25 protein-coding genes are annotated in these 23,726 nt (G+C 65.3%); 11 read left to right on the top strand and 14 right to left on the bottom strand.

Annotation, left to right across the window (positions count from 1 at the left end; genetic code table 11):
* Window positions 1–6 precede the first annotated feature (6 nt).
* Window positions 7–687: an envelope integrity protein Cei gene (gene cei / locus AB0366_RS11480; RefSeq protein ID WP_121872448.1), complete on the bottom strand. Its 681-nt coding sequence runs from the start codon at window positions 685–687 to the stop codon at window positions 7–9.
* 545 nt (window positions 688–1,232) lie between these two features.
* Here cei and AB0366_RS11475 point away from each other — a divergent pair.
* The gene (locus AB0366_RS11475) at window positions 1,233–1,535 is read left to right on the top strand and encodes a DUF4193 domain-containing protein (RefSeq protein ID WP_027496891.1); all 303 of its coding nucleotides are present in this window, start codon (window positions 1,233–1,235) and stop codon (window positions 1,533–1,535) included.
* 73 nt (window positions 1,536–1,608) lie between these two features.
* Here AB0366_RS11475 and AB0366_RS11470 read toward each other — a convergent pair whose 3' ends face one another.
* Window positions 1,609–2,073: a DUF3093 domain-containing protein gene (locus AB0366_RS11470; protein WP_366244413.1), complete on the bottom strand. Its 465-nt coding sequence runs from the start codon at window positions 2,071–2,073 to the stop codon at window positions 1,609–1,611.
* A 220-nt stretch (window positions 2,074–2,293) separates the two neighbouring features.
* On the opposite strand from AB0366_RS11470, the gene dut reads away from it, so the two are divergent.
* Complete coding sequence (dut, locus tag AB0366_RS11465) at window positions 2,294–2,746, top strand: dUTP diphosphatase (RefSeq protein ID WP_237669536.1); 453 nt, start codon at window positions 2,294–2,296, stop codon at window positions 2,744–2,746.
* A gap of 64 nt (window positions 2,747–2,810) precedes the next feature.
* A complete protein-coding gene (locus tag AB0366_RS11460) occupies window positions 2,811–3,653 on the top strand; it encodes a DUF3710 domain-containing protein (RefSeq protein WP_366244052.1) in 843 nt (280 codons plus the stop codon).
* Here the strand turns inward: AB0366_RS11460 and AB0366_RS11455 are convergent.
* Window positions 3,635–4,357, bottom strand: coding sequence for an alpha/beta fold hydrolase (locus AB0366_RS11455; protein WP_366244051.1), 723 nt, complete (start codon window positions 4,355–4,357; stop codon window positions 3,635–3,637). The genes AB0366_RS11460 and AB0366_RS11455 overlap by 19 nt on opposite strands.
* Window positions 4,358–4,479: 122 nt before the next feature.
* On the opposite strand from AB0366_RS11455, the gene AB0366_RS11450 reads away from it, so the two are divergent.
* The gene (locus AB0366_RS11450; protein WP_032397922.1) at window positions 4,480–4,857 is read left to right on the top strand and encodes an OB-fold nucleic acid binding domain-containing protein; all 378 of its coding nucleotides are present in this window, start codon (window positions 4,480–4,482) and stop codon (window positions 4,855–4,857) included.
* A 109-nt stretch (window positions 4,858–4,966) separates the two neighbouring features.
* Window positions 4,967–5,620 carry a DUF3159 domain-containing protein gene (locus tag AB0366_RS11445; RefSeq protein WP_366244412.1) on the top strand — a complete coding sequence of 218 codons (654 nt, stop codon included), beginning with the start codon at window positions 4,967–4,969 and terminating at the stop codon, window positions 5,618–5,620.
* Here AB0366_RS11445 and AB0366_RS11440 read toward each other — a convergent pair.
* Both AB0366_RS11440 and AB0366_RS11435 read right to left on the bottom strand, forming a co-directional pair.
* The gene (locus AB0366_RS11440; protein WP_032397923.1) at window positions 5,594–6,253 is read right to left on the bottom strand and encodes a TrkA family potassium uptake protein; all 660 of its coding nucleotides are present in this window, start codon (window positions 6,251–6,253) and stop codon (window positions 5,594–5,596) included. The genes AB0366_RS11445 and AB0366_RS11440 overlap by 27 nt on opposite strands.
* Before the next feature lie 49 nt (window positions 6,254–6,302).
* A complete protein-coding gene (locus AB0366_RS11435) occupies window positions 6,303–6,968 on the bottom strand; it encodes a TrkA family potassium uptake protein (RefSeq protein ID WP_366244049.1) in 666 nt (221 codons plus the stop codon).
* A gap of 177 nt (window positions 6,969–7,145) precedes the next feature.
* Here AB0366_RS11435 and AB0366_RS11430 point away from each other — a divergent pair, with 177 nt between their 5' ends.
* Window positions 7,146–9,143: an APC family permease gene (locus AB0366_RS11430; RefSeq protein WP_121872443.1), complete on the top strand. Its 1,998-nt coding sequence runs from the start codon at window positions 7,146–7,148 to the stop codon at window positions 9,141–9,143.
* Window positions 9,140–10,411, top strand: coding sequence for a TRAM domain-containing protein (locus AB0366_RS11425; protein WP_366244048.1), 1,272 nt, complete (start codon window positions 9,140–9,142; stop codon window positions 10,409–10,411). The genes AB0366_RS11430 and AB0366_RS11425 overlap by 4 nt, the downstream gene beginning before the upstream one ends.
* 16 nt (window positions 10,412–10,427) lie before the next feature.
* Here AB0366_RS11425 and AB0366_RS11420 read toward each other — a convergent pair whose 3' ends face one another.
* Window positions 10,428–10,589: a hypothetical protein gene (locus tag AB0366_RS11420; protein ID WP_366244047.1), complete on the bottom strand. Its 162-nt coding sequence runs from the start codon at window positions 10,587–10,589 to the stop codon at window positions 10,428–10,430.
* A 25-nt stretch (window positions 10,590–10,614) separates the two neighbouring features.
* On the opposite strand from AB0366_RS11420, the gene AB0366_RS11415 reads away from it, so the two are divergent.
* Window positions 10,615–11,136 carry a CGNR zinc finger domain-containing protein gene (locus AB0366_RS11415; RefSeq protein ID WP_366244045.1) on the top strand — a complete coding sequence of 174 codons (522 nt, stop codon included), beginning with the start codon at window positions 10,615–10,617 and terminating at the stop codon, window positions 11,134–11,136.
* Window positions 11,137–11,160: 24 nt separating this feature from the next.
* Here AB0366_RS11415 and AB0366_RS11410 read toward each other — a convergent pair whose 3' ends face one another.
* Both AB0366_RS11410 and AB0366_RS11405 read right to left on the bottom strand, forming a co-directional pair.
* Window positions 11,161–12,000, bottom strand: a complete 840-nt coding sequence (locus AB0366_RS11410; protein ID WP_121870022.1) for an ABC transporter permease — start codon at window positions 11,998–12,000, stop codon at window positions 11,161–11,163.
* Entirely contained in the window at window positions 11,997–12,959 is a 963-nt protein-coding gene (locus AB0366_RS11405) for an ATP-binding cassette domain-containing protein (protein WP_366244044.1), read from the bottom strand. The genes AB0366_RS11410 and AB0366_RS11405 overlap by 4 nt, the downstream gene beginning before the upstream one ends.
* A gap of 182 nt (window positions 12,960–13,141) precedes the next feature.
* Between AB0366_RS11405 and AB0366_RS11400 the strand changes: the two genes are divergently transcribed.
* Both AB0366_RS11400 and AB0366_RS11395 read left to right on the top strand, forming a co-directional pair.
* On the top strand, window positions 13,142–13,897 hold the full coding sequence (locus tag AB0366_RS11400) for a sigma-70 family RNA polymerase sigma factor (RefSeq protein ID WP_121870020.1): 756 nt from the start codon (window positions 13,142–13,144) through the stop codon (window positions 13,895–13,897).
* The gene (locus AB0366_RS11395) at window positions 13,894–14,652 is read left to right on the top strand and encodes an anti-sigma factor (RefSeq protein ID WP_366244043.1); all 759 of its coding nucleotides are present in this window, start codon (window positions 13,894–13,896) and stop codon (window positions 14,650–14,652) included. The genes AB0366_RS11400 and AB0366_RS11395 overlap by 4 nt, the downstream gene beginning before the upstream one ends.
* 42 nt (window positions 14,653–14,694) lie before the next feature.
* Here the strand turns inward: AB0366_RS11395 and glsA are convergent, their stop codons facing one another.
* Window positions 14,695–16,521 (bottom strand): glutaminase A, encoded by a 1,827-nt coding sequence (glsA, locus tag AB0366_RS11390; RefSeq protein ID WP_366244042.1) that lies wholly within the window; start codon window positions 16,519–16,521, stop codon window positions 14,695–14,697.
* Between the two features lie 179 nt (window positions 16,522–16,700).
* Between glsA and dxs the strand changes: the two genes are divergently transcribed.
* Window positions 16,701–18,581, top strand: coding sequence for a 1-deoxy-D-xylulose-5-phosphate synthase (dxs, locus tag AB0366_RS11385; RefSeq protein ID WP_121870017.1), 1,881 nt, complete (start codon window positions 16,701–16,703; stop codon window positions 18,579–18,581).
* Here dxs and AB0366_RS11380 read toward each other — a convergent pair.
* The 5 genes from AB0366_RS11380 to sigJ all read right to left on the bottom strand — a co-directional run bounded on the left by AB0366_RS11380 (window position 18,568) and on the right by sigJ (window position 23,676).
* Complete coding sequence (locus AB0366_RS11380; RefSeq protein ID WP_366244041.1) at window positions 18,568–19,827, bottom strand: MFS transporter; 1,260 nt, start codon at window positions 19,825–19,827, stop codon at window positions 18,568–18,570. The two genes, dxs and AB0366_RS11380, sit on opposite strands and share 14 nt — an antisense overlap.
* A 241-nt stretch (window positions 19,828–20,068) precedes the next feature.
* On the bottom strand, window positions 20,069–20,338 hold the full coding sequence (locus tag AB0366_RS11375) for a YciI family protein (RefSeq protein WP_121870015.1): 270 nt from the start codon (window positions 20,336–20,338) through the stop codon (window positions 20,069–20,071).
* Window position 20,339: 1 nt separating this feature from the next.
* Window positions 20,340–21,737 (bottom strand): sugar porter family MFS transporter, encoded by a 1,398-nt coding sequence (locus AB0366_RS11370; RefSeq protein ID WP_366244039.1) that lies wholly within the window; start codon window positions 21,735–21,737, stop codon window positions 20,340–20,342.
* Between the two features lie 222 nt (window positions 21,738–21,959).
* Window positions 21,960–22,706, bottom strand: a complete 747-nt coding sequence (locus AB0366_RS11365; RefSeq protein WP_366244037.1) for an SDR family oxidoreductase — start codon at window positions 22,704–22,706, stop codon at window positions 21,960–21,962.
* Between the two features lie 94 nt (window positions 22,707–22,800).
* Window positions 22,801–23,676 carry an RNA polymerase sigma factor SigJ gene (gene sigJ, locus AB0366_RS11360; RefSeq protein ID WP_366244035.1) on the bottom strand — a complete coding sequence of 292 codons (876 nt, stop codon included), beginning with the start codon at window positions 23,674–23,676 and terminating at the stop codon, window positions 22,801–22,803.
* Window positions 23,677–23,726 lie beyond the last annotated feature (50 nt).

Genomic DNA, 23,726 nt, shown 5'->3' with positions numbered 1-23,726 from the left:
ACTGCGTCAGCAACGCGATTCGCGTGCTGCCGAGAGCAGAGCGGCATCGAGCGGCGCAGGCGGGGCACCGGGTGCGGCCCCGGCAAGCGTGCGCAGCACTTCCTCGGCGTCGTCGTTGGGCTGGATCTCGCTGAAGTAGGTACCGAGTGCCAGATCGACCGAGTCGTCGGCGCGGGCGTCTTGGATCAGTTCGGCGCATGGCGCGACCAGTGACACCGCACTCGCTGCCGCCAGGCCGGCCGGGCCGAACCGAATCTGGCCCTGGCACTGCATGTTCTGATCGACGTAGACCGGATCGTTGCCGACCTGGACGTCCGGTGCGCTGGCGAAACCGTAGTCGCTGAGCTGGGCGGCCACCAGAGCGGCTTGTCCGCGCTCACCGTTGGCGTTGAAAACACGCACTTTCGATGCGGACAGGGCGGCAGGCTCGACGTCGAGCAGTGTCGTGGGGTCCACTTCCTCGCCGAGTGGCGCGGGCAGCGTTCCGTCCGACGCGGCGGCGGTGGTGGGCACATTGCATTCGGCGGTTGCCGAGGTGGCCTCTGCGGTGGTGAACACCCTGACCCACACCAGCACTCCGAGCAGAGCCAGCACCGCGAAGACCGCGATGATCGGAAACGCGCGGCGGCGACGGAACGGACGACCTCGACCGTCGACCGAATGGCCTTCGGTGATCAGAGAAACCACAGTGATCTTCGCCTTTCCGTCGGCAGTCGCCGAGACCGGTTCGCAGAGTCGGTTCACACCGACGCGGTGCCTACTGTAGATGGCCGGGGTGCGCGAGGGCGGCACACTCGGCGGGGCACTCCTTCGATCCAGTGCGCGACGCCCGATTCGGAGCCCGAAACCGGCGTCGAGAAGTGTTCTGCGACGCGCGGAATGAAGCTGGTCATCCCGGTGTTGATGCGGCGTGCACCCAGGTTGTGGACTTGTCGGCGGTTCGGTTTCTGCTTTGCGACCGGCTTCGGCTATTGTCTGGCGGCCGCGGTGCTTCAAGAATCGGACGCCGGTGCACCATCGATCAGGTGAGCGAGGTCTCGATCGGGTTTCAACCGGCGAGTTCTGGGAACTACCCGGTGTAGTTTCGGGCACCGCGCGACGACGAACGGTTTTGAACAGATACGAACATCGGTGGGAGCGAGCAAGCGCCCTCTTCACAGCCGACGGCCACAAGCCGACCACATCGGCAGCTTCCACCACACACACGCACGAAGATGAGGGGTACGAAGACAATGGCAACCGACTACGACGCACCGAGAAGAACAGAATCCGACGATGTGTCGGAGGACTCGCTCGAAGAATTGAAGGCCCGACGCAACGAGGCCCAGTCCGCTGTGGTGGACGTGGACGAATCCGACACCGCGGAGTCCTTCGAGCTCCCGGGTGCAGATCTGTCCGGCGAGGAGCTCTCGGTTCGGGTGGTTCCCAAGCAGGCCGACGAGTTCACCTGCTCGAGCTGCTTCCTGGTCCATCACCGCAGCCGACTGGCCAGCGACGCCAACGGTGTACTGATGTGCCGCGACTGCGCGGCGTGACCATCTCCGCACAGACCTGATCGGTCGGATCAGGTCTGTGTCGACGGTTCCGACCGAAAGATCGAGAGGTAGGTCAGCGCGCCTCGACGCCGTGCGCGGTCAGGACCGCCAACAGCTCCTCGGGGCGTTTGGTGCTCACCAGCCAGTAGGGCGTCGGATCGTTCGGGTCGTCGAGGACCACGATCACCATTTGCTTCACCCAGGTGCGGTGCTGCACGAAGGCCAGCGGATCGAGCTGCCTTCCCAGTGCCGCACTTTTTGCTGTCGCTGGAACGACGGCAGCCTTCGACGCCACCTCGAGTGGCAGATGAGCAGACCCGACGCGTAACTCGGCACCGGCCGCACCCGCGACCACCTCGACGCGCAGCCTGCTGAAGGCGAACAACGCCCACGCGATCAGCGGGAGCAACACCACGTAGGGCAGCCAGGCACGAATGCCGGGCGCTCCCATGTGGATCTCCGCAGCCAGCAACACCGCCACGGCCGCGCCCGCTGCCCACCACCAGATCGGCACCCAGAGTCGCTCGGAGTAGAGCACCGAGTCAGCGGGTGCCGTGGAACCCGTGTGAGGAGTGGAGTCGCCGGACTCCGATGCGTGTTCGGCCTGTCGATCTGCAGTCACGAGTCCCAGGGTAGTCGCCACACCGAGACCGAAGCCGGCCAGCGTAGTCTCGTTCCACGTGAGCGACGAAGTCACCGAGTCCGGCAACGAACCGTCCGTCGGCCGACCCCCCACCCCGCGCCTGCCTTCCGATCCGTTGTCCGAGGTCCGGGTACGCCGACTCGATCCCGAGCTTCCGGTGCCGACACGGGCGCACGAGGGTGATGCGGGCGTGGATCTGCGAATCACCGCCCCGGTGACGATCGCACCGGGCGAACGCGTCCTGGTGGGGACCGGAATCGCGATCGCTCTACCGTTGGGAACCGTCGGGCTGGTGCATCCGCGATCGGGACTGGCGGCGAAGTCGGGCCTGTCGGTGGTCAACACCCCGGGCACGATCGATGCCGGGTATCGCGGCGAGATCAAGGTGTGCCTGATCAACCACGACCTGCACACTTCGATCGAGCTCGAGCGAGGCGACCGCATTGCCCAACTGATCGTGCAGCGAGTCGAACTGGTGACGTTCGTCGAGGTCGACGAGTTGGACGACACCGTTCGAGGGGCCGGTGGTCACGGTTCGACCGGTGGCCATGCGAGTCTGAAGCAGTGAGTTCCGCCACGACGTTCGCCGGTGGCAGGCACAGTGGAAGCAACCGAGAAGAAGAGAGCTGAACATGTTCGGACGGCGTAAGAAGAACGACGCCGGCAGTGCCTCCGCGCCCGGTGCGGAGCCATTCGTCGACAGCGTCGAGGACGAAGACGACGATGTCGAGGCCGCGGACACGACCGCCGACGGTCCCCACGATCTCGAGGATCTCGACGACGATCGCGAGACCATCGCCAAGACGCGACTCGACCTCGGTTCGGTGCTGATTCCGCTGCCGGAGGGCGGTCAACTCCAGGTCGAGATGTCGCAGGCAGGCAGCCCGCAGGCAGTGCACATCGTCACGCAGTTCGGGCGCATCACCATCGCTGCCTACGCGGCGCCGAAATCACCCGGTCAATGGCGCGAGGTGGCAACCGATCTGGCGACGTCACTGCGCAACGACAAGGCCGAGACGACGGTCGAGACGGGTCCGTGGGGACGCGAACTGCTCGGTGTCACGGCCAACGCCGACCTGCGCTTCATCGGAGTCGACGGCTATCGCTGGATGGTCCGCTGCGTGCTGGCGGGACCGTCGGGTGCGGTGGGCGAGGGCCAACCGCTCGTCCGGCTGGCGCACACGATTCTTCGGCAGACCGTGGTGGATCGGGGTACCGACCCGCACCCCGTCCGGACACCGTTGCCGGTGGTGTTGCCTCAGGTGCTGGCCGAGCAACTTGCTGCAGCCGCACAGCAGCAGGCGGCAGCTCAGCAGAGCGCAGCGCAACAGGCTGCGCAGCCTCAGGCCGCGGTGCCCGCTGCAGAACCTGTTGCGCCACAACAGGATTCGACTCCGCAGCCGACCGCAGCCGAGCGCGACCGAGCTCCGCGTCGGGGCGCGTCGGGATCGGCGATTCAGCAGCTGGGCGGCTGAGCCGACCGCCCGTCGAGACCGTCGACGGCCGCTCGGCCGAGGCATCCCGGATCGGTCCCGATGTCGTCCAGGGTCACGGTGCGCAGCTCGCAGTTCGGTAGCGCCCGCGCCCATTGTCGAGCTACCTCGATCGGATGGACGGCGTCGTCCACTGCGCCCACGACGACGGCAGGCAGCTCTATCCGAACGAGCTCGTCGAGTTCGAGTCCGCGATAGCGAGCCGCCTCGTCCAGCGCGTCGGGAAGTGCGGGCCACTGGGCCGCCCAGGACCTCCGCAGAGTGCGCGCGAGCCACGGCGGGCTCGACGCTGCCATTGCCGCGGTGACGGCGTCGAGCCCCTTATCGCGCAGGGATCGGGCGGTGATCTCCGCGCTCAGGGCCGCGGGGGAACCGGCCGGGTCTCCGGTCCACGCCGGCAGCGCGAGTGCGAGAGCCGCGGTGTTCGATGGGTGGTCGCCGGCCCATCTAACCGCGACGGCTGCCCCGAGGGATATCCCCGCGACCACGATGCGTCCGTGTCGATCGGCCGCGTCGTCGAGGGCGGACAGGTAGCTCTCGACCACGGCGGCCGGGTCGGGTTCGACCGCGACGGTGGCCAATCCCACACTGTCCAATGCTGCCGAGAACGCGTCGGCGGCGAACTTAGCATCGGACCCCGTCCCCGGTAGAACGACTGCGGTACGGGTGTCGAATCGGCTGTGCACGACACGATTGTGCACGCCTGCCGACACCGCCGTGACAACGGTTGGTCAGCGTGACGCTTCGGGTCTACAGTGGCGAAGTACCCACCCTGACGAGGGAACGACCCCCACCGCTGGAGCGCACAATGGCACCCGCTGCCGCAGGATACTTTCGCCGTCTGACGCGGAAGTTGACAGAGGATATCGATCAACTCGATGCCGAGGAGATGGCCGAAACCTCCGAAGCCTCCGGGGCTCGGCGGGCGTGCGACTGCTCGCGAGGCGAGGAAGTCACGATGCTCGGTCGGTTGCGCAGCGTCGAAGCCTGCTCGAAGGCGGCCAACGCCAATATCGAGGCCGAGTTCTTCGACGGCACCGACACGGTGACGCTGCTCTGGATCGGACGACGCAAGATCGCCGGAATCGAGCCAGGCAAGACTTTGCTCGTTCGTGGACGCGTCGGCGAACGCGACGGACGCAAGATCGTCTACAACCCCTATTACGAACTGCGCGACGACAGCTGATCGTCGCCGGTATGGCACTCTCGTTGTCGTGACCAACAGCGACGATTCCGTGCCGGCCCCGTCGACGACGCCGGAACCCGCGCCCGACGCGTCGACCACCGCCGAGAAGGTGGCTCCCACCGTCCTCGAACAGCTCGGCGGGTTGAGCGGGCTCATTTATTCGACCTTGCCCGTCGTCGTCTTCGTTCCGGTGAACAGCTACGTCAACCTCGCCGTTGCTCTGTGGTCCGCTCTGGGAGTCGCCGCTGCGGTGTTGGTGTGGCGGTTGGTTCGTCGTAGCCCGATTCAGCCCGCCATCTCGGGATTCTTCGGGGTCGGGATCTGCGCATTCATCGCATACCGGACGGGAGATGCCAAGGGCTACTTCCTGTTCGGCATCTACACCTCGCTCGCCTACGGCGCGGCGTTCGTGCTGTCGGTGCTCGCGCGCTGGCCGTTGGTCGGCATCATCTGGGGATACCTCAACGGCAAGGGAACGTCGTGGCGCGGCAACCGGTCGGCTGTGCGTTACTACGACGTCGCCACGATCGCCTGGGCGTCGGTGTTCGGTGCCCGATACATCGTTCAGTCGCAGCTCTACGACTCCGACCAGACGGGCTGGCTCGCCGTTGCCCGCATCGGCATGGGCTGGCCGCTCACGGGAGTGGCACTGTTGGTCACGCTCTGGGCCGTGCGTGCGGCCGATCGCGCGCTCGACGCTGAGTCGAGCGCGGACCGCAGGCGGGAGCAGCTGCCGTCAGATCAGGCCGACAGCGGCGCGTAATTCGTTCTCCACCTCTTTGGCCGCGACGAACAGTAGCTCGTCGCCGCCCTCGAGCGGATCGTCGTGCTGCGGAACGATCACTCGACCGCCGCGCAGAATCGTCACCAACGCTGCGTCCCTGGGTAATTGGAGCTTGCGTACCGGCTTGCCCGCCAGGGGAGTGTTCTCCGGAAGCGTGATCTCGACGAGGTTGGCCTGACCCTTGCGGAACGTCATCAGGTGAACCAGGTCGCCCACCGACACGGCTTCCTCGACCAGGGACGCGAGCATGCGCGGCGTCGACACTGCGACATCGACGCCCCACGCGGCATCGAACAGCCATTCGTTGCGCGGATCGTTGACCCGGGCCACCACGCGATTCACGCCGAACTCGGTCTTGGCCAGCAAGCTGAGCACCAGGTTGGCTTTGTCGTCGCCGGTGGCAGCGATCACCACGTCGTAGTTCTCGAGGTGGGCGGCTTCGAGCAGACTCAACTCGCACGCGTCGGCCAGCACCCATTCCGCTTCCGGGATGGCGGCCTGATCGACGTGGTCGAGCTTGCGTTCGAGGAGCATCACATCGTGTTCACTGCGGATCAACTCGCGTGCGATGGATCTGCCGACTGCGCCGGCTCCGGCGATGGCGACTTTCATGGCTTCCCGTTCGGGTCGATGGGGGAGGTGGGGAACGTGCGCGCGTGCATCAATCGTCCGAGGGCGGCGGGTTGCCCGCCAGCGCAATGGCTTCGGCGACGGTGCCCGAGACCGCGGCGACGTACACCTCGTCACCGGCTTGGATCACGGTGCGCTTGTCCGGTAGCAGTCCGCCGCCGAATCGGATGACGAACGCGGCCCGCGAGTTGGTTGCATCTTCGAGTACGGAGAGCTTCTTGCCGATCCAGGCGTCGTGGAAGTCGAGAAGGACGACGGCGACGCTGCCCGACGGATCGCGCCACTTGGTGGTGGGGTCGTCGCGGAGCAGGTTGTGCAGAAAACGATCGGTGGCCCAGGGGACGGTGGCGACCGTCGGGATGCCGAGGCGTTCGTAGACGGCGGCGCGCTTGGCGTCGTAGATCCTTGCGACCACTTTGTCGACACCGAACGTCTCTCGCGCGACGCGCGCGGAGATGATGTTCGAGTTGTCGCCGGACGACACGGCCGCGAAGGCCTCGGCCTTCTCGATTCCTGCGCTCACCAACACATCTCGGTCGAAACCCATGCCGACGACGCGATGTCCGCCGAAGTCGGGATCGAGGCGCAGGAATGCTGTCGGGTCGCGGTCGATGATCGCTACCTCGTGGCCGATGCGCTGGAGTGCACCGGCCAGCGATGCACCGACGCGGCCACATCCCATCACGACTACGTACAACGCCCTGCTCCGTCCCGATCTCGATTGCCGACCACACTGCCGATCGACACTGCCACGATGGGCATGCGTGCACCAACGTATCGGGGATTCGTCGCCGGATCGACCGAGGGTGCGCTCCGACACCGTTTCAGGCGCGTGGTTGAGACGTCCACAGGAGGACGGCCTACGCTTCTCAGCGTGTCCAAGGTCTCGACTGCCGCCAAGCGGCTAGTGCTCGGTAAGCCGTTCCGCAGCGACAAGCTCGGTCATACGTTGCTTCCCAAGCGAATCGCGTTGCCGGTGTTCGCCTCGGACGCCATGTCGTCGGTTGCGTATGCACCCGAAGAGATCTTTCTGGTGCTCTCGGTCGCGGGCATCTCGGCACTCGCGTTCACCCCGTGGATCGGTCTCGCCGTCTGTGTGGTGATGGCGGTGGTGGTGGCCAGCTATCGACAGAACGTGCACGCCTATCCCTCCGGCGGCGGAGACTACGAGGTTGCCACCACCAACCTCGGCCCCGCGGCCGGATTGACGGTCGGTAGCGCGTTGCTGGTCGATTACGTGCTGACCGTCGCGGTGTCGATCTCGGCGGCCGCGTCGAACATCGGGTCGGCGGTCCCGTTCGTGGCCGAGCACAAAGTGTTGTTCGCCGTGGTGGCCATCGCCTTCATCACGTCGATCAATCTGCGTGGCATTCGAGAGTCCGGGGCCGCGTTCGCCATCCCGACCTACGCCTTCATGGGCGGCATGGTCCTGATGCTGGGGTGGGGGCTGTTCAGGGTCTACGTTCTCGGCGACGACATCCATGCCGAGTCGGCGGGCTTCGATCTGAAGGCCGAGGATTCGCACCTGTACGGCATCGCGTTCGCATTCCTCATCGCGCGGGCCTTCTCCTCCGGTTGCGCGGCATTGACCGGAGTCGAGGCCATCAGCAACGGGGTGCCTGCGTTCGAGAAGCCGAAGTCGCGCAATGCTGCAACCACACTGCTGCTGCTCGGCGCGATCGGGATCACGCTGCTGATGGGCATCATCGTGCTGGCGCAGAAGATCGGCATCAAGTACGCCCTGGACCCAGACATCCAGCTGGTCGGAGCGCCGGAGGGGTACCAGCAGAAGACGCTGATCGCGCAGCTGGCGGAGGCCGTCTTCAGTGGTTTTCCCGCGGGCTTCTTCTTCATCACCACCGTGACGGCACTGATTCTCGTACTCGCGGCCAACACCGCGTTCAACGGCTTCCCGGTGCTCGGTTCGGTGCTGGCACAGGACCGCTACCTGCCCCGCCAGCTGCACACACGCGGCGACCGGCTGGCTTTCAGCAACGGCATCCTCTTCCTGTCCGGAGCTGCGATCGCGTTCGTCGTCGTGTTCGGGGCGGAGGTCACCAAGCTCATTCAGCTCTACATCGTGGGCGTGTTCGTCTCGTTCACCCTCAGCCAGACCGGCATGGTTCGGCACTGGACGCGGCTGCTGGCCACCGAGACCGATCCCGAGCAGCGGCGGCGCATGCAGCGCTCGCGCGTGATCAACGGTGTCGGTCTCGCCATGACCGGAACGGTGCTGGTGATCGTGTTGATCACCAAATTCGCCGCCGGTGCCTGGATTGCGATCGTCGCCATGGTGGCGATCTTCGTGCTGATGCGAATGATCAGGAAGCACTACGACACCGTGGCCCGCGAGCTCGAGAACGAGGAATGGGACGGAGTCCTGCCCAGCCGCACGCACTCGATCGTGTTGGTGTCCAAGCTGCACATGCCGACCCTGCGCGCCTTGGCCTACGCCAGGGCGACCAGGCCGGACACTCTGGAAGCGGTGACGGTCAACGTCGACGAGGCCGATACCCGCGCCCTGGTTCGGCAGTGGGAGGCCAGCGACGTTTCGGTGCCGCTCAAGGTCGTCGAGTCGCCCTACCGAGAGGTCACCAAACCGGTCCTGGACTACGTCAAGCGAGTCCGCCGCGACTCGCCTCGTGACGTCGTCACGGTCTTCATTCCCGAGTACGTCGTCGGTCACTGGTGGGAGCAGGTTCTGCACAATCAGAGCGCGTTGCGACTGAAGTCTCGACTGCTGTTCCAACCGGGAGTGATGGTCACCAGCGTGCCGTGGCAACTTCGGTCTTCCGAGAAGGCCAAGCGTGAGGTGCTCGGCAATGCACCCGGTGCGTCGCGTCGCGGCTACGAGCCGCCGGTGGGCAAGTGAGCGAGAGCTGGTTCGGGCTGCTACTCGAGGTCGAACTCGGCGCGCCCGGGCACGGCGGGTTCTGCGTGGCCCGCCACGACGGCCGGGTGGTGTTCGTGCGTCACGGATTGCCGGGCGAACGGGTCGTGGCCAAGGTGACCGAGGACCGAGGCGGGTCGTTCTGTCGCGCCGATGCCGTCGAGATCCTGACGGCGTCTCCGGACCGGGTGGACGCGCGCTGTCCGATTTCCGGCCCCGGCGGCTCGGGCTGCTGCGATTACTCCCACGCCAGTGTCGATGCCGGGCGGCGACTGAAGTCCTTCGTCGTTGCCGAACAACTTCGCCGCGTCGCCGGAATCGAGCGTGAGGTGCACGTGGAGGAACTTCCGGGGTCCGGCGACGGCACCGGGTGGCGAACCCGAGTGCGACTCGCCGTCGATTCCAGCGGACGGCCCGGCTATCACCGCTATCGCAGTAGCTCGATCGTCACCGAACTGACCTGTCCTCAAATGGATTCCGCGGCGTTCGAGGGGCTCTCGGATCAGCAATGGCGGCCGGGGGCCGAGCTGCAGGTGGTGCTGGACGGGAAAGGCGAGCGGCACGTGGTGGAGATCGCGCCCGCGCAACTCTCGGCCACCGGACGCCGATCGCCGGGTCGTCGTGGGGCGTCCGCGCGCCGGGCAGCGTCGTCTCGGTCTCGGCCCGAGAAGGCCGTGATCGGATCGGGTCGGGTGACGGAATACGTCTCGAACAGGGCGTGGACCCTCGACGCCACCGGATTCTGGCAGGCCCACCGCGGCGCGCCGCAGGTGTACACCGATGTGGTGGGCGACTGGGCGGACGCCACAGTGGGTGACGGTGCGTGGGATCTGTACGGCGGTGTCGGGGTGTTCGCCGCCGCCCTGGCCGACCAGGTGGGTCCGAGCGGCCGAGTCACCAGTGTCGAATTCTCCCGTCGTGCAGCCGAGGACGGCCGTTCGGCGCTGCGGGATCTGCCGCAGGTCTCGTTCGTGCCGGGTCGGGTCGAGCGCTCGATCGATGCGTTGGCCGAGCCGGTGTCGGTAGCGGTGCTCGATCCACCTCGCGCGGGAGCCGGACGGGACGTGATCGACGCCCTTGCCGGCAGGTCTCCACGTTCGGTGGTGCACATCGGATGCGATCCGGCCTCGTTCGCGCGGGATGTGAGCCTGTATCGAGCTGCGGGATACGAGCTCGACGACATGCGCGCCTTCGACGCCTTTCCGTCGACCAGCCACGTCGAATGCATCGGTCGTTTCGTTCGTCGGTGAGGGCTGCGGCAGCCGATCAGCCCCGGTGTGCAACGTCGGCGACCGGGGCGAAGGTGTGCATGGGAACGGCGACGATGCGTTGGGCACCGCACCTGCAGCCCTGATATCCGACGAGTCCCTCGCTCGTGTCGTGGGTGGAGTGGGTGGTCCAGGTGTGTGTGGTGTGTTCGGTGTGCATGCGTCCATCGTGATGTAATGGTCTTGTGCACATCAACCCTTACGGCGAATATGCGGTGAAACTCGGCATCGACCTGCTCAACTCACCACCCACGTCGGCAACCGAACTGGGCGACCGCTGCGTGGACGCCGGCCTCGTACCGGACTGGACCGCAACAGATGCCGATCTGGTCGACACCCTCCAGTTCCTGCGGGACTGGGCGCGGGTGGTGGACGCAACCACGAAAGACGATCGAGCCGACGAGCTCAATGCTCTGCTGGCACAGGCGTCGGCCTACCCGCGGTTGACCAACCATGCCGACGACGGCTGGCACATGCACTACCGCGACCCCAACATCGAACTCGGCGGCGTCATCAGGGCCCTGGTGAGCGTCGGCACTGCGTTGCACCTGACCGGACGCGGAATGTCTCGCCTCGATCGCTGCGCCGCCGCCGACTGCACACTCGCCTTCGCCGACACCTCGAGAACCGGAAGGCAGCGATACTGCGGAACGGTGTGCTCCAATCGCGACGCGGTCCGCAGGCATCGAGCACGCGCGGCCTCGTGATCGACGCACTGCGCAGCGCGTTCGCTAGGACTTCCGGTTGTACAGGCGCATCGTGATCGGCCCGAACACCGCCAGCAACACCGCGCACAGCATCAGCGTCACTCCCAGCCCACCGGTGTCGACGTCGCCCTGCATGAGGCCACGCAGCGACGTGACCAGGAAGCTGACCGGGTTGACGTCGACGAACGCGCGCAGCCAACCGGGCATCGTGCTGGGGTCGACGAAGATGTTGCTCGCGAACGTGAGCGGAAACAGGATGAACATCGACACGCCCATCACTGCAGCCTCGGTACGCACGATCATCGCGATCATGGTCCAGATCCAGGACAGGCAGAACGAGAACACCAGCAGCAGAGCGATGGAGGCCACGACGCCGACGACGCCACCCTGCGGCCGGAAACCGAGGATCAACCCGAGGATCAGCACGATCACCGAAGCCAGCGTGTAGCGCACGACGTCACCGAGCAACGCACCGACCAAGGGCGACGGCCGCCAGATGGGCAGTGAACGGAATCGATCGAACACGCCCTTCTCGATGTCCTTGTTCATGGTCACGCCGGTGTACATCGTGATCATCACCACGGTCTGCACGAGGATGCCGGGGAGCAGGAACTGGATGTACGCCTCGGTCGACCCGGCCAATGCGCCACCGAACAGGTAGGTGAAGAGCAACGTGAACATGATGGGAAAGGCCGTCACGTCGAACAGTTGCTCGGGCACGTGCTTGATCTTGAGCAGCGCTCGCCACCCGAAGCTCAACGACGTCGACAACGACGACGGACGCGGCGGACGAGGCCCGGCGGCGCCGAGCACATCGATGATGGTCGACGCCTGTGGCGTCGCCTGCTGGGCTTCGGTTGTCATGACGCAACCTCCCGGTCGGATTCGGAACCGGCATCGTGCCCGGTGAGAGCGAGAAACACCTCGTCCAAGCTCGGTTGTCCCAGCGTGAACGACGCGATGGAGATGCCTGCGGTCTCGAGTGCGGGCAGCACGGGCGCGGCCTGTGCCGGGTTGTCCAACCGTGCGCTGACGGTGGACGGATCCGGGTCCTCGGTGACGTTGGCGCCGAGGAGATCTCGCAGGATCTGCGCGGCGGCCGTTCGCTGGGCCGCATCGAGAACGCGCAGGTGCAGTGAATTCGATCCCACGGATGCCTTCAGCTCACCCGTCGTTCCCTCGGCGATGACCTTGCCGCGATCGATGACTGCGACACGCCCGGCCAGTTGATCGGCCTCGTCCAAATACTGTGTCGTCAACAACACAGTCGTCCCGCCCGCGACCAACGCGCGGACGATCTCCCACACGTGGTTTCGGCTGCGGGGGTCGAGTCCGGTGGTGGGCTCGTCGAGAAAGATCAGTTCGGGAGTGACGATGATGCTGGCGGCGATGTCGATGCGACGGCGCATGCCGCCGGAGTAGGTCTTGACCTGTCGCGGTCCGGCATCGGCGATGTCGAACGCCGTCAGCAACTGCTCGGCTCGTGATCGGGCGGCGGGCCGGGAGTAGCCGAGCAGCCGAGCGAGCAGCACCAGGTTCTCCGTCCCGGTGAGATCCTCGTCCAGAGAGGCGAATTGTCCTGTCAGAGCGACCTTCTGCCGTACCGCCTCCGGTTCGCTCGCGACGTCGTGACCCAGGACTCGGGCGCTGCCCCCGTCGATCGGAAGCAGGGTGGCCAGCATCCGGATGGTCGTCGTCTTCCCTGCGCCGTTCGGCCCGAGCACGCCGTAGACACCACCGGACGGAATGGACAGATCGACTCCGTCGACGGCGATGTTCGCTCCGAAACGTTTGACCAGACCGTGTGTCTCGATCGCCGCCATGTCTCTCGATTCCTCCGGTGGGCCGGTCGCCCGATTCCCCACGATTGTCCGATTGTCCACCAAGGATGAAACGCCGACCACATCTGTCGCAAACGAATTTTGGTCCCGAACCATCCTCCGGTCGGTTTGTTCCGAATATGTACTGCGGCGGGAAAACGCGGAGGTTTCGATATGAGAGCGATATGACCACTAGTGTCGTGATCGATGAACTCGATCATGAACCCGTCTGTTGGGACGACTTTCCGATGAGCGCGCCGTTGTCGGATGCGTCCGGATCTTCGAATGCCGGCCGTGACCGGACGTCGTCCGCTGCCTCGGAGAGCTACGCGGCAGAGGATGCGGTGTGTGCTGTTCCCAGTCCACAGCTCAAGAACCTGCGTGCCGACGAAACGGATCGTCTGCGTCGGTTGATGGCGTCGGTCGCGCAGGGCGACCGGGCGGCGTTCGCCGAGCTGTACGACGCGACGTCGTCGCGGGTCTACGGAATGGTGCTGCGGGTGCTTCGAGACCCGGGGTACAGCGAGGAGACCGCGCAGGAGGTGTTCCTCCAGATCTGGCGCGCGGCACCGAACTACGACCCGAATCAGGGCAGCCCACTGGCCTGGATCATGACGCTCGCGCACCGGCGAGCGGTCGATCGCGTTCGAAGCGAGCAGTCGGGTACCGACCGTGAGGCCGCGTACGGCGCAGTCAGTCACACACCAGAGCACGACGAGGTGCTCGAGACGGTGACGCAGCGGCTCGAATCGGAGGCCGTGATCGCCTGTCTCGACACCTTGACCGATACGCAGAGCGAGTCGGTCCGAATGGCCTATTACAGCGGTTACACCTATCGCGAAGTTGCGGAGCGGCTCGGGGTCGCGGTTCCTACCATCAAGTCGCGCATACGAGACGGATTGATCAAATTGAAAACTTGTCTGGGGGTGATCCCGCAATGAGTGAATCGTCACGGCAACGGCTTCTCGACGACGCGGAGGTCTACGCCCTCCACGCGACGACCGATCCCGAGCGACGCGACATCGAAGCCGAACGAACTCGTGTCGACGACACCGCGCGAGCCCAGTTCGACATTCTCGTGAGCGAGATCCACGAAACGTTGGCCTTGGCCGTCGCAGTCGATGCGACGCCCGCGCCCGACCGGCTGCGACAGGTGGTGCTCGATCGAGTCGCCTCCAGTGACCAGGAGCCCACCGTTCGGGAGTTACCGCCGAATGTGACGCCGTTGCACCGGCATCGGCAACCACGGTCGAAGTCCTGGCGCTACTCCATGGTGTCGGCCGCCGCGGCGGTGATCGTCGCCGTCGGGGGTGTGGTGGTCGTGACGCAGACCATGGGGAACGATCCGCAGCCGTCGCAGGCCGACCAGATCGTGGCTGCACCGGATGCGCGTAGAGCCACGGCGGAGTTCCCCGGTGGCGGTTCGGCAACGGTGTCCTACTCGCTCTCCCAGAACGCCGTCGTGGTCACTCTCGACGGGGTTTCACAGCCGCCGCCCGGACGCGCGTATCAGATGTGGTTCGTGGACGGTTCTCCACGATCGGCCGGTGTGATGACCGACGAGCAGATCACTTCCGAGTCCGGCACGGTGGTCGACGGTCTCGGGGCGTCGACGAATTTCGCGTTCTCGCTCGAACCCGCAGGCGGGTCGGCGCAGCCCACCGAGGTGCTCACGATGCTGACGTTGGGTGCCTGAGCACAGCACACGCACGATCGCCTCGGGCGGTTCGACATTCGGTCAGATGCCGATGTCGAACCGCCCGAGCGTTCTTATCACCGCTGCCATCTGGCCGTAGGCCCCGGTGGCGAGATTTTCCAGCAACGCCAGCTTGATCTCCGGTGCGTCGCGCGTGAGCGCCCGGAAGTGCGCTGCCGACACCACCACGAGATCGACCGGTGTGTCGGCGACCATGTCGAGCAGGAACGGCACCGACATCAGCAGGGGCATCTCACCGAAGCTCATGCCGGGGGAGAGAGTCGTGATGCGGTGCTTGCCACCGTCGGCGGCGACGGCCGTGGACGTCACCTCGCCGCGCAGCATCAGGAACAGGCCCGCCGCCGCATCGCCGTGGCGAACGATGACGTCTCCGCGGGCGTAGTGCCGCTTCTCCAGATATGGAGTGACCGCCTCGAACTGTGCGGCGGACAGCCCGGCCAGCAACGGATGCTCGGCCGTGGTGACGACGGTCGGCTGTCGCACCCCCGCGCAATGGCGATCGAGCAACAGATTCTCGGCCCACTGGATGGCCGCACCCAGGCTGGAGTAGGTTCGGCCAGCGGGGTCGGCCGGGTCGATACTCGACGTCGTGTGACCCATGATCGCTCTGGGATCCACCAGACCCACCACACAGCCGTGCTCCGCCAGATCCTGACGTAGATCCTCGAACATGGTCCGAGCGATGTCGCTGACCTCGTCGACGCCTCGCACATCGATGACGAGTGCGTCGAGTTCCCGATCGAGGTCGCCGATCTCACGGACGGCAGTCTCGGCACCCGAGAACAGCAGATCACCGTGCAGCTCGTACACACGGGCGCGATCGCCCACGGCAGCCAAGGTTGCCTGTTCCACCTCCGATCGCCGTTTGCGTGAGGGTGCCTCGGTGACGACGTAGCGGCGCCGGATCGAGGACTTCGCCGCTCGGGTGACGTGCAGGAAGTGCAGTTCGAGGCGTTTCGAGAGTTCTCGGCAGGCGGCGACTCCGCGCACGCTGTTGCCGTGCGAATCGAGCCGTGGGGAGTAGACGGCGATGCCCATCTGTCCAGGGAGAACCGCAAGGATCCCGCCGCCGACCCCGCTCTTGGCCGGCAGGCCGACCCTCGCGACCCAGTCGCCTGCACCGTCGTACATCCCACACGTCGTCATGACCGACAGCACTCGCTCGACCAGAGCCGGTGCCAGTGCGCGTTCACGCGTGCGCGGGTTGACGCCGTTGTTGGCCATGGTGGCCGCCATCATCGCGAGGTCCGCGGCGGTGACGTCGATCGAACACTGGCGGAAGTACAGATCGACGGCGGCGTCGGGATCGTGGTCGATGATGTCGAACGAACGGAGCATGTAGCCGATTGCGCGGTTGCGATTGCCGGTGCGCGCCTCCGACCGGTACACGGCATCGTTGAACGCCAGAGACCTCCCCGCGTACCGCGAGTACGAGGCTCGAATACGCTCGAATCGATCCTCGGCACTTCGCCCCGCGATCAGCGACGCCGACGTGATGGCACCGGCGTTGATCATCGGGTTGCGTGGGCGCTCGGTGACGGGGTCGAGACTGATCTCGTTGAACGGCTCACCGGACGGCTCGACGTCGACCTTGCTCGCGACGACGTCCATGCCCCGGTCGGCCAACGCCAGTGCGTAGGTGAACGGCTTGGAGATCGATTGGATCGTGAAGGGGAGTCGAGTGTCGCCGACCTCGTAGACGTAACCGTCCGTGGTCGTCAGCGCGATACCGAACCCGTCCGGCGTGACGGCAGCGAGTTCGGGGATGTAGTCCGCCACCTGCCCGGACGTGTCGTCGCGGCACAGTTCGTGAACTCGGCGCAGGATGGCATCGACCACGTTGCTCATAGGCCACACTGTATGTGTGATGTCCGATTCGACACCGTCGAGGTTAGGGGCGGCTGACCCAGGGCACCCCGACGTTCGACGGTACTGTCGGCGTCACGACGCTGGGCGGAGCAGCAGGGCACGGCAACTCCGTAGACTGAAATTTCCATTGTGTTTTCCGGCCGGAGGGAGCGATCTCGTTGGGTGTCCTAGCTCGAATTCAGACGCCCGAGGACTTGCGCGACCTCGGCAGTGCGGAGCTGGCCGAATTGGCTCGCGAGATCCGTGCGTTTCTCGTCGAGAAGGTGTCCGCTACCGGCGGCCACCTCGGTCCCAATCTCGGTGTCGTGGAACTGACGTTGGCGATTCATCGCATCTTCGACTCCCCGCGTGATCCCGTCATCTTCGACACCGGTCATCAGGCGTACGTCCACAAGATGCTGACCGGGCGCACCGGTCTGTTCGACACGCTCCGCAAGCAGGGCGGCCTGTCGGGCTACCCGTCACGTGTCGAGAGCGAACACGACTGGGTGGAGTCATCGCATGCGTCGGCTTCCCTCTCCTACGCCGACGGCCTGGCCAAAGCATTCGCACTCAAAGGCGAAACCGACCGGCACGTCGTCGCTGTTGTCGGCGACGGTGCGCTCACCGGCGGGATGTGTTGGGAGGCCCTCAACAACATCGCCGCAGGCCGCGACCGATCACTGGTGATCGTCGTCAACGACAACGGTCGCTCGTACGCCCCGACCATCGGGGGCCTGGCCGATCATCTGGCAGCCCTTCGGCTTCAGCCCGGGTACGAGAAGGTGCTGGACAACGGTCGCCGCATCGTTCGTCGCATTCCGATCGTCGGGCCCACGGCCTACGCGATGTTGCACGGCATGAAGGCAGGGGTGAAGGACGCCATCAGCCCGCAGGTGATGTTCACCGATCTCGGTATCAAATACCTGGGTCCGGTCGACGGCCACGACCAGCACGCGATGGAATCGGCTCTGCGCCGAGCCAAGGCGTACGGCGGTCCGGTCATCGTCCACGCGGTGACGCGCAAAGGCATGGGCTACGTGCACGCCGAGAACGACGTCGCCGATCAGATGCACGCCACCGGAGTCATCGATCCGTTGACGGGACTGGCGCGGTCGAAGTCGGCACCGGACTGGACATCGGTGTTCTCGGCGGCACTGATCGAGCAGGGCGAACAGAACGAGGACGTCGTCGCGATCACCGCAGCGATGGCCGCGCCCACCGGGCTCGCCGCGTTCGGAGTTCGCTTCCCCGACCGGTTGTTCGACGTCGGAATCGCCGAGCAGCACGCGATGACGTCGGCTGCCGGGCTCGCGCTCGGCGGCATGCATCCGGTGGTCGCGATCTACTCCACCTTCCTCAATCGCGCGTTCGACCAGTTGCTGATGGACGTAGCGCTGCTCGGACTGCCGGTCACCGTGGTGCTCGACCGCGCCGGGGTCACCGGGGCCGACGGTGCCAGCCACAACGGCATGTGGGACATGTCTCTGCTCGGCATCGTTCCCGGCATGAAGGTGGCGGCACCGCGAGATGCCGAAACACTGCGAGAAGAACTGGCCGAGGCGATCGCGACGTCCGACGGACCCACAGCACTGCGCTTTCCGAAGGGCGCAGTGACCGAAACCGTACCTGCAGTGCGCAGACTCGACGGAATCGTCGACGTACTGACCGAGCCGTCCGACGCGACGGGCGATGTGTTGATCGTGGCCGTCGGAGTGTTCGGTCCGCTGGCCGTGCACGCGGCGGACAAACTCCAGCAGGACGGCATCTCGGTCGCAGTGGTGGACCCAAGATGGGTGCTGCCCATCCCGCAGGCGCTGCTGAAATTGGCGGAGGACTACCGGATGGTGGTCACCCTCGAAGACAGTGGCCTGCACGGTGGCATCGGCTCGACCCTGTCTGCGGCTCTCCGCGGGGCAGGAGTCGATACCCCGTGCCGTGATCTCGGTGTGCCACAACGATTCCTGGACCACGCATCGCGCGAACAGCTACACCACGAACTCGGTCTCACCTGCGAGGACGTCGTGCAGCGGGTCTCGCACTGGGTCAAGAGCCTCTGACACCGGTCTCCTGCCGGACATCGACGCCGTAGAACGCGCGGCGTCCGGCCACCGCACCCGCGACTGCCATCGGAGCCGTCATCACGAGAAGGAAGAGCACCGACGGTTCCCACCGCTGAGTCACCGAATGCACAGCGCCGCACACCAACGGTCCGCAGGCTGCCAGCACATAGCCGACCGTCTGTGCCATCGAACTCAACGACGCAGCATCACGTGCCGTCGCGGCCCGCAGATTCATCAGCGTCATAGCCAGGGACAACTGCCCACCTTGGCCGAGTCCGAGCAACACGGCCCACAGCAGCGCCCAGGAATCTGCAGAGGACAACACCCCCGCCAAGCCCGCAACGGTGGGCAGCACCACCGCAACGGCCAGAGCGCTCTGTCTCGGCAACCTGGTGGCCACGCTGGGCACCGTCAGAGCCGTCACGACACTGGTGAGGGACAGAGCCGTCAACAGTAGCCCGGCCGCGGCGGCGTCCACTCCACGATCCCGGTAGATCGTGGGCAGCCACGCGATCATCGAGTACGCCATGAGTGACTGCACACCCATGAACGCCGTCACCGCCCACGCGACGGGGGAGCGCAGCACGGCCGAACCGCCCTGCGATTCCACGGCACCGGACACTGCCGTCGACCCCGCCCTCGCGAACATCCGGGACAGCAGCGCCATACACAGCGCCGCAATCACCACCGGGACCGCCCACAGCCCGAGCACCCACCGCCAACCGCCGTCGAGCGCCTCCGCCAACGGAACGGAGACCCCCGACGCAACACCCGCACTGGCACTGATCACGGCAGTCAACACACCGGTCAACAACCCCAGCCGCCGAGCCGACACCGCCGGATTCTCCGATCGTCCCTGCTGGCTCCACTCCTGCACAATCACACGTACCAGAACCGGACCCAACACATTCGCCACCGCAATACCCGCAGCCGCCACGAGGGTTCCCGCCACCAGCACCGGCCAGGACGGCACTGCGCGCACCGCGGTGCCCACAGCGATGAGAATCAAGCATCCGACGAGCACGTGGGTCACCCGCGCGCGACTCAGCAAAACGCCTGCAGCAGCCGCGCACACGCCGAGGACGATCACCGGCCCCGTGGTCAGCAGCGCCATCGAGATGGAGTCGGCAGAGTAGAACGCTGCAATATCCGAGGTGAGGGCAGAGGTACTGCCGAACAACAGTCGCAGACCGAGACCGAACAACACGACGGTGACCACAGCGAACACGGTTCGGGAATTCATGGCCTGCTTTCGGCATCGGAACGACGGATAGTTTCCTTCCCTCACAATGCACCACAGGTCAAGCGGGAATTCCCTCGACTCCCGCCACGGATTCACGAATGCCGCACCGAACCGAGACCGGATCAACCGTTTATCGGATAGTCCCCGCACGGACTGCGGCCGTCACCGGTCCGGTCACGGTGGTGATCGGGTTGGTGGTCGTGTTCTCCGACGCGTGGCGTTGTCGGACCTCGACCATCCGCTACGTCCCTGTCACCCGCTCTTCGATCCGAACGCGATCTATCAGATGGGCCAGGGCGAACGGGTCGTGTGCGAACATCCGCTCCACACTTGCCTTGTCGGTGCCTTCGACGATCATCGTGGCACCACTGTGATCGGCGAGTGGGCTCGACGATCGGAGAATCTTGCGACGCTCGAGTTCACGCAGCCACGCGCGGTGATCGGTTCGGTGATCGTCACGGCCCGAGGATGTTTCGGGGGTGTAGGTGTATTCGACCACGAATATCGGCATGTCAGATCTCCATGTCCTCGAGCTCCATTCCCTTGGTCTCCTTGACCTTGTACTTGACGAAGAAGAAAGACAGGATCGCGAAGAACGCAAAGAACGAATAGATGAATCCGAGTCCGACGGTGTCGGACAACGGCGGAAAGGCCAGGGTGATCGCGAAGTTGGCAATCCAATTGGCCGCAGTACTGATACCGAGGGCGACGGCACGCATTCGGTTGGGGAACATCTCTCCGAGCATCACCCACATGATCGGTCCCCAGGTTGCGGCGAAGAAGACCACGAAGAGGTTCGCGCCGACGAGAGCGACCGGGCCCCACGGCGACGGCAACTCGAGTTGGTCCCCGCTGCCCACTGCCTGAGTGAACGAGATGGCCGCGAGAACGAGGCCGACGAACATTCCTATCGAGCCGATCATGAGCAGATTTCGTCGGCCGAATCGGTCGACGAACAGGATGGCGACGAACGTCATCGAGACATTGATGACAGAGGTGATCACCGAGGTGACGAAAGACTGGTTCTCGCTGAATCCGACGGACTTCCACAGAGTCGTCGAGTAGTAGAAGATCGCGTTGATTCCGACGAACTGCTGCAGAATCGCCATCGTGATGCCGACCCAGACGATCGGTTGCAGGCCGAATTTGGGTCCGCGAATATTGGCGAACGACGACTTGGATTCCCGGCGCAGGGTCAACCGAATTTCCTTGACCCTCTCGTTCGGGTTCACTTCTCCGGTGATGTCTCCCAGAATGCGCGCCGCTTCTTCGTCGAGGTGTTTTCCGACGAGGTATCTGGGTGACTCGGGAATCAGAGTGGCGAGAAAGCCGTAGACGAGGGCCGGTGCGACGCCGACCAGGAACATCCACCGCCAGGCTTCGAGTCCGAACCACAGGTCGTTCGACGGTCCGCCTGCGGCGTTCTGCAGCACCGCGTCCGACAGTAGAGCGGCGAAGATTCCGACGGTGATGGCCAGCTGTTGCAGCGAGGCCAATCCACCTCGGTAGCGGGCCGGGGCAATCTCCGAGATGTACGCGGGCGCGATCACCGATGCGATGCCGATGCCCAGGCCGCCGAGTACACGCCAGAGCATGAGATCCGGAACGCTGAACGCGAACCCGGATCCCACCGACGAAATGGTGAACAGTGCGGAACCGAGCAGCATCACCTTCTTTCGGCCCCAGCTGTCGGCGAGACGGCCGGCGAACCAAGCTCCGACGGCACACCCGAGAAGTGCGATGGCCACCGCGAAGCCGGTGACGAAGGACGACAGCGCGAAGTTCTCTTGGATGGAGTCCACCGCGCCGTTGACCACGGACGAATCGAACCCGAACAGGAAGCCGCCGACAGCGGCGGCAATCGTGACTCCGATGACTTTGGCGGTGTGCCGATCGGTGGATTGCGTCATCACGTGACCCAGCTTTCGAGGTGAACCAGCATCCTTGGTGGTCGATCGCCATCATCGTCCTCGCACCGACGGAATGGGAGTGAAATCGTCTCGATATTCGCGGCGTGCGGAAATCGGCTCACCGAAAAAGGTGAATTGTCCGATATTCCGCTGTCGAACTCGAAGTTGTGGACGGAAATCTCTCGAATGTCGTCCGTAACTTCGAGTTCGGCGAGATGCGAGTCAGCGTGCCTGGGCGTCCGACCACTGATCGAAGGTCTGTGAACCGTGATCCGAATCGTTCGTGGTGACCAGAGTTCCGTCTCGCATCGCGCGACCGTATGCGCCGGGAATCGGGACCTCGAGTACCAGACCGCGAGCACCGATTGCTCGTGCATAACCACGCACCATCTCGGCCATGCGCTCTTCACGTGGTCCACCGAGATCGGCGACTCGCCCTGCCGGTGGACCCTCCGCCAGGTCGACCAGTCGCTCGGCGACCTCGCGGGCGGCGATCGGTTGCGACACCATCCTGGGGATGATTGTCAGTGGACCGAACGAGGTCTGCGAGCGGATCTGCGCGGCGAACTCGTGGAACTGGGTTGCTCGAAGAATCGTCCAGGGTACTGCTCCAGCCCGAACGAGGCTCTCCTGCTTCACCTTTCCGGCGTAGTAGCCGTGCGGTGCCGCGTCTACCCCCACGATCGACAACGCGAGATGATGACCGACTCCGGCTGCGCTCTCCGCCGTCAGCAGATTGCGGGTGACGGCAGCGAAGAACGCCGTCGATTCTTTCGCTGAGATCGTCTGCGTCGACGCGACGTCGACCACCGCGTCGACGCCGGACAGGGCGTCGGACAGTCCTGACCCGGTGACGAGATCCACACCGGCAGATCGCGACAGTACGACCACCTCGTGTCCGCGTTCTCGCGCAACCTCGACGACGTGCACTCCCACGGTTCCGGTCCCGCCTGCTACGGCTAGCTTCATCGCGTATCCACCTGATTCTCGAGAGACGATGCGGACCGCACTGCGCGGCCCTCCACTCTCTGACGACGCAGCCGTGCCGAATGTATGGCTGGTGTCAGACCCAGTGCCGGAGTTTGTCCGGATTCAGCACGATCCAGATGCTGGAGACCGCGCCGTCGATGGTGTCGAACCCGACTACGTCGAACGCGATGACGCCGAACACTGCGCCGTCGCGCCGGATCACGATGCCAGACAGGCCGTTGACGGGTTCGATCGACCACTCGAGGTCGGTGGACTTGGCAGTGATGCCGCGGACGAAGCGAGCGACTCGATCGGATCCGAGGACGGCATTGCGGGCCGCGGATACGTGGCCGCCGCCGTCGCTGACCAGTGTGACGTCGGGCGCGAGCACCGAGACGAGGGATGCGATGTCCCCGCCTGCGGAGGCCGAGGCGAACGCCCGCACGACGCGGTCGTGCTCGCGGGGGTCGGCGATGGAGCGGTGACGGGAATGCACGTGAGTTCGTGCGGCAGAGGCGAGTTGGCGGCACGCAGCCGGGGATCGATCGAGAACGGTCGCGATCTCGTCGAACGGCACGGCGAACGCGTCGTGCAGTACGAATGCGACTCGCTGCGCCGGCCCGAGTGATTCGAGTACGACGAGCAGTGCCAACGTCACCGATTCCTGCTGCGCAACTCGGTCGGCGGGGTCGGCGGCGGCCGAACTCTTGGGGTCGAGTCCGCGGACGGGTTCCGGCAGCCACTGCCCGACGTAGTTCTCGCGGCGAACGCGGGCCGATCCGAGCATGTCGAGGCAGATGCGGCCGACCACTCGGGTGAGCCACGCAGCAGGGACGTCGATGGCGTCGCGTTGGGCGTCGGTGAGTCGGTACCAGCGAACGAGAGCCTCGGATGCGGCGTCTTCGGCGTCGCAGTAGGAACCGAGCATGCGGTAGGCGATACCGATCAGCCGACCGCGTTCGTTGTTCATGGCGTCAGACCATATCCCGACATGAAAATGCCGAGTTCGAGGTCATGGAC

Source organism: Rhodococcus sp. NPDC076796 (assembly GCF_040702765.1).
Classification (GTDB): Bacteria; Actinomycetota; Actinomycetes; order Mycobacteriales; family Mycobacteriaceae; genus Rhodococcoides.
This window is presented reverse-complemented; position numbering and strand designations above follow the sequence as displayed.